At 53.0% G+C, this 4,431-nt stretch carries 5 protein-coding genes and 1 pseudogene; 5 read left to right on the top strand and 1 reads right to left on the bottom strand.

Features of this window, described 5'->3' with window-relative positions; genetic code table 11:
- The first annotated feature begins 423 nt into the window (after positions 1–423).
- The 5 genes and pseudogenes from ACFW47_RS35135 (at position 424) to ACFW47_RS35155 (ending at position 3,666) form a co-directional block, all read left to right on the top strand.
- The gene (locus ACFW47_RS35135; protein WP_170989424.1) at positions 424–747 is read left to right on the top strand and encodes a MobC family plasmid mobilization relaxosome protein; all 324 of its coding nucleotides are present in this window, start codon (positions 424–426) and stop codon (positions 745–747) included.
- Positions 737–1,102: pseudogene (locus ACFW47_RS35140) on the top strand (relaxase/mobilization nuclease domain-containing protein); the annotation flags it as partial. The gene ACFW47_RS35135 and the pseudogene ACFW47_RS35140, both read left to right, overlap by 11 nt.
- Before the next feature lie 322 nt (positions 1,103–1,424).
- On the top strand, positions 1,425–1,910 hold the full coding sequence (locus tag ACFW47_RS35145; RefSeq protein ID WP_137502582.1) for an MbeB family mobilization protein: 486 nt from the start codon (positions 1,425–1,427) through the stop codon (positions 1,908–1,910).
- Positions 1,911–1,913: 3 nt separating this feature from the next.
- A complete protein-coding gene (locus ACFW47_RS35150; protein ID WP_079967714.1) occupies positions 1,914–2,129 on the top strand; it encodes an MbeD family mobilization/exclusion protein in 216 nt (71 codons plus the stop codon).
- Positions 2,130–2,547: 418 nt separating this feature from the next.
- A complete protein-coding gene (locus tag ACFW47_RS35155) occupies positions 2,548–3,666 on the top strand; it encodes a DNA methyltransferase (RefSeq protein WP_077952212.1) in 1,119 nt (372 codons plus the stop codon).
- Here ACFW47_RS35155 and ACFW47_RS35160 read toward each other — a convergent pair.
- Positions 3,663–4,268, bottom strand: a complete 606-nt coding sequence (locus ACFW47_RS35160) for a hypothetical protein (RefSeq protein ID WP_069475750.1) — start codon at positions 4,266–4,268, stop codon at positions 3,663–3,665. The two genes, ACFW47_RS35155 and ACFW47_RS35160, sit on opposite strands and share 4 nt — an antisense overlap.
- Positions 4,269–4,431: the final 163 nt, after the last annotated feature.

Here is a 4,431-nt window from a genome sequence, read left to right on the forward strand (position 1 = left end):
GGCGGAGCCTATGGAAAAACGGCAACGCCGCATCCTTTCCCCGGCTTTTCTTTACTTGAGCGCCATCTCTTTATTTCGTCATTCGTGAGCATGTAACGCCCGCCGCAGTCTCACGGCAGGAGCGTAGCGACCGAGTGAGCGAGGAGGCGTCATTTCATCGACACCTGCATTTCGCACTTACGCCCCGCAGCCGCATTTTTTCCCCTGCCACATGAAGCACTTCCCTGAGTCACCACTCCGAACTAACATATTAAGCCAGTATACACTCCGCTAGCGCTACGTGACTGGTTCAGGGCTGCGCCCCGAAACCCGCTAAAACCACTGACGCGCCTGCGGCTTGTCCAACACCGCGCCGAACGGGAAAAGATTTCCCGCCCGTCCCGGCGTTATCAGGAGGCCGGATTGGCAGACAAACGCAGCAAAATGCTCACCATGTGGGTGACCGAAGATGAGCACCGCCGTCTGCTGGAGCGCTGCGACGGTAAACAGCTCGCGGCCTGGATGCGGCAGACGTGCCTGGACGAGAAGCCCGCCCGAACCGGCAAACTTCCCTCGCTCTCGCCGGCGCTGCTTCGTCAGCTTGCCGGCATGGGGAACAACCTTAACCAGATTGCCCGGCAGGTTAACGGCGGTGGCGGCAGCGGGCACGACCGCGTGCAGGTTGTCGCCGCGCTGATGGCCATCGATGCCGGACTCGAGCGGCTGCGGCACGCCGTGCTGGAAAAGGGGGCAGACGATGATCGTTAAGTTTCACCCCCGGGGGCGCGGCGGTGGCGCCGGGCCTGTGGATTACCTGCTGGGCAAAGACCGCCAGCGCGAAGGTGCCAGCGTTCTGCAGGGGAAGCCGGAGGAAGTCCGGGAGCTTATCGACGCCTCGCCCTACGCCAAAAAATACACATCCGGCGTCCTGTCTTTTGCCGAACAGGACTTACCGCCCGGCCAGCGTGAAAAGCTGATGGCGAGCTTCGAGCGGGTTCTGATGCCCGGACTCGATAAAGACCAGTACAGCGTGCTGTGGGTTGAGCACCGGGACAAAGGGAGGCTGGAGCTGAACTTCCTGATCCCGAACACGGAGCTGCTGACCGGCAGGCGTCTCCAGCCGTATTACGACCGCGCCGACCGACCGCGCATCGATGCCTGGCAGACCATTGTGAACGGCAGGCTGGGGCTGCACGATCCAAACGCGCCGGAAAACCGGCGGGCGCTGGTCACGCCGTCCGCGCTGCCGGAAACGAAGCAGGAAGCCGCCCAGGCGATTACGCGGGGTTTACTGGCCTTAGCCTCGTCCGGGGAGCTGAAAACCCGTCAGGACGTCACTGAGGCGCTGGAAAGCGCTGGTTTTGAGGTGGTGCGCACTACAAAAAGCAGCATCAGCATTGCCGACCCGGACGGGGGGCGAAACATCCGACTGAAGGGAGCCATCTATGAACAGTCTTTTAACGCTGGCGAAGGACTTAGAGCAGAAATCGAAAGCGCAGCAGCAGAGTACCGGCGAGATGCTGAAAGCCGCATTCAGCGAGCACGAGAAGTCTGTCAGAGCGGAACTGAGCGAAAGCGAGAAGAGAATCAGCGCCGCCATCCTCGAGCACGACCGGAAGCTGTCCTCAGCCATGAGCCAGCGCACGAAAGGGATGCTGCGCATGGTCAGCCAGACGTGGCTGACCATCGTCCTGGTGTCCGCGCTGCTGATCGCTTCGAGCGCGGCCATTCTGTGGTGGCAGAGTCAGCAGATACTCGACAATTACACGACCATCCGGGAGCAGAAGAGCACGCAGGCTATGCTGTCCGATCGGAACAGCGGCGTGCAGCTCTCGACCTGCGGCGATCAGAGACGCCGCTGCGTGAGGGTGAACCCGGAAGCGGGACGGTTCGGAGAGGATTCGAGCTGGATGATACTGGCGGGGAAATAGCACATGACGGAGCTGGAAAAACAGTTGCTGAGCGCATTAGAGCAGCTACAGCAGGACTACTCGAAAAGGCTGGACGAGTGGGAGAACGCCTTCGCGGAATGGCGGACGATGTCTGGTCTTATGCAACGGGAGAACGCGGCGCTGAGCGAGCGCGTCACGGTCTTGAGCAGGCAGGTGCAGAGTTTGAGCGATCAGCTGCGCCGGTTGTCGCAAGGCTGAACGGAATCGAGGCGCACCGGGAGCAGCAGCGGGCGGCGCAGCACCAGAAAGCGCTGGAGCTGGAACGATCGCAGCGCCAGCGGACGTATGACGGTCCGTCGCTGTAACAAACCGGATAAAACGGGGGGGGCGGCGCAGATCCCCGCCGAAAGCCGGTGCCATTCACCCGGTTGCATGGCTATGCAGTCGGGTGAAATTTATCTGACGCGGAATGCGCGATTTAGTGGGGAGTTTACTGCCGGTTTTACCGGGCTGACGCCGCTTTCGCGCCGAACCCGCCCTGAGGCGGTGCCGGAAAGCACTGTTATGGTAAATGCGGAGTTAATGCATGCTCTTTTGACGTCACTTTTAAACTAAATTGACGTCCTGACGTCTAGTTAGTATTATTATTTTATACAAAAATACTGGATTTATAAACATGTCTTTGGCTCCTGGTGTTGTTCGTGACTCGATAATTGAATGTTTTTTAAGGCTTGGAAGAGAAGCTTCTATTGAGGAGATAACCAACGCTGTTTATTTGAAAATTGGAGAAATTTCAAAATCTTCTGTACGTTCATATCTGAGTTTAAATACCCCTGGTCTGTTCGAACGAGTAGATCGCGGTGTCTATCGCTTAAATGGTGATGCTGGTATTACTCCCTCCTTAGATTTGACGTCTTCACCTAAGGCTGTTGGGAAATCGACGATTTTTTTTGATGATGCAATTGAATGGTTAAAAAGGCAAAAAGATAATTCAATTCATGCAGTTGTAACCGATCCTCCTTACGGATTAGTCGAGTATACAAAACAGCAGACTGAGAAACTAAGGGCAGGGAAAGGTGGTATTTGGAGAAAGCCGCCTTCCTTTGATGGACATAAGCGTGCGCCATTACCTCGCTTTACGGTTTTGCGGGAAGAAGATCTTAGAAATATATCATTATTTTTCAAAGAACTATCCTCGCAAGTCGAAAGGGTGGTTGTTCCTGGCGGGAATATAGTTATCGCATCCAACCCTCTTCTATCGCATATAGTCGCGGACTCTATGTCTACGTCTGGCTTAGAGCTACGAGGTTACATCGCGCGTCAGGTTATGACCATGAGAGGAGGGGATAGGCCCAAAAACGCCCATGATGAATTTGGAGATGTTTCTGTCATGCCACGTTCTCAATGGGAACCATGGATAGTGCTGAGAAAGCCTCTAGATGGAAGGGTTCAGGATAATCTACGAAAGTGGAAAACAGGTGGATTCAGGAGAATTTCAGCTGACAGGCCATTTGGCGATGTCATTAAATCTCATCCGACGCCAGCACATGAAAAAAAGATAGCGCCACATCCGTCATTAAAGCCGCAAAATTTCATGAGGCAATTAGTGAGGGCAGTGCTTCCTTTAGGAGAGGGGATTATTCTCGATCCATTTATGGGGGGCGGCTCCACATTAGCAGCTGCAAACCATATAGGTTATGAGAGCATTGGAGTTGAAATAGACCGGGAGTTCTTTGATTTGGCGGAGAAAGCTATCCCCGCGCTATCAGCCCTTCCAAGCAAGGAAAATAACTAAACTAAATCCTTGTAAACCCAGCTTTCTCTGAGCTTCTTCAACCCTTCTTTGTGAAGGGTTGCTGTTCTGGTTCCTAATGCACCACGATCATTACGACGGAAGTCATTTTCATCAACGTGGCAAAGATATACCTCGGTAAATTTCATCGACTTTCTGTCTGAGGCCGGTTCAGTCTCATTATCTACATTGTAGACAAATACGCACATCCATTGAGATCTTGCCCCATGAGTATCGACGGCACCCCCATTTTTCCTGGTGGTTTTTATTTCAATGCCGTCTTCCCCTGAGGAGATACTGTCATTCGGATACTTGCCTCTAACAACTAGGTCTGGATGTCCATTGAAATGCTTGTTTTCAACAAGTGATCTTGAAAATTTAGCGAGGGAAGCTGTGATCATATCTGAAATGAGGCCAGACATAGCTGCTGGTCTCATCATGTCATCAAGCCTATGCAATCCTTTGTTTGATAGTAAATTGTTCACATCATGGAAGAAGTCATAAATATCTTCCATTGCGTGCTCAAAATCACTAATCCTTAGCGAATACGGCAGATCGAGCTCTGGGTTAAACCCCTGTCGATTAACTACTGACCTGTCTTGCATCTTAGTTCCTTGAATAAGATATAAAAGTTCGAAAGCTCTTTGTCATATCTTACCAAGAAGATCCTTGACGATCATTGTCGTTTGGGCGTAGCCTCTTGAAACGAAAAAACCGCCTGGGGAGGCGGTTTAATCGAAGGTTAAGTCAGTTGGGGAACTGCTTAAC

The sequence above is a fragment of the Streptomyces sp. NPDC058796 genome (assembly GCF_042745235.1).
Lineage (GTDB): Bacteria > Actinomycetota > Actinomycetes > Streptomycetales > Streptomycetaceae > Streptomyces.

Bases quoted from the DNA above. Each gene is read 5' to 3' on its own strand.
- ACFW47_RS35135 (WP_170989424.1), top strand. From the start codon at position 424: ATGCTCACCATGTGGGTGACCGAAGATGAGCACCGCCGTCTGCTGGAG.
- ACFW47_RS35145 (WP_137502582.1), top strand. From the start codon at position 1,425: ATGAACAGTCTTTTAACGCTGGCGAAGGACTTAGAGCAGAAATCGAAA.
- ACFW47_RS35150 (WP_079967714.1), top strand. From the start codon at position 1,914: ATGACGGAGCTGGAAAAACAGTTGCTGAGCGCATTAGAGCAGCTACAG.
- ACFW47_RS35155 (WP_077952212.1), top strand. From the start codon at position 2,548: ATGTCTTTGGCTCCTGGTGTTGTTCGTGACTCGATAATTGAATGTTTT.
- ACFW47_RS35160 (WP_069475750.1), bottom strand. From the start codon at position 4,268: ATGCAAGACAGGTCAGTAGTTAATCGACAGGGGTTTAACCCAGAGCTC.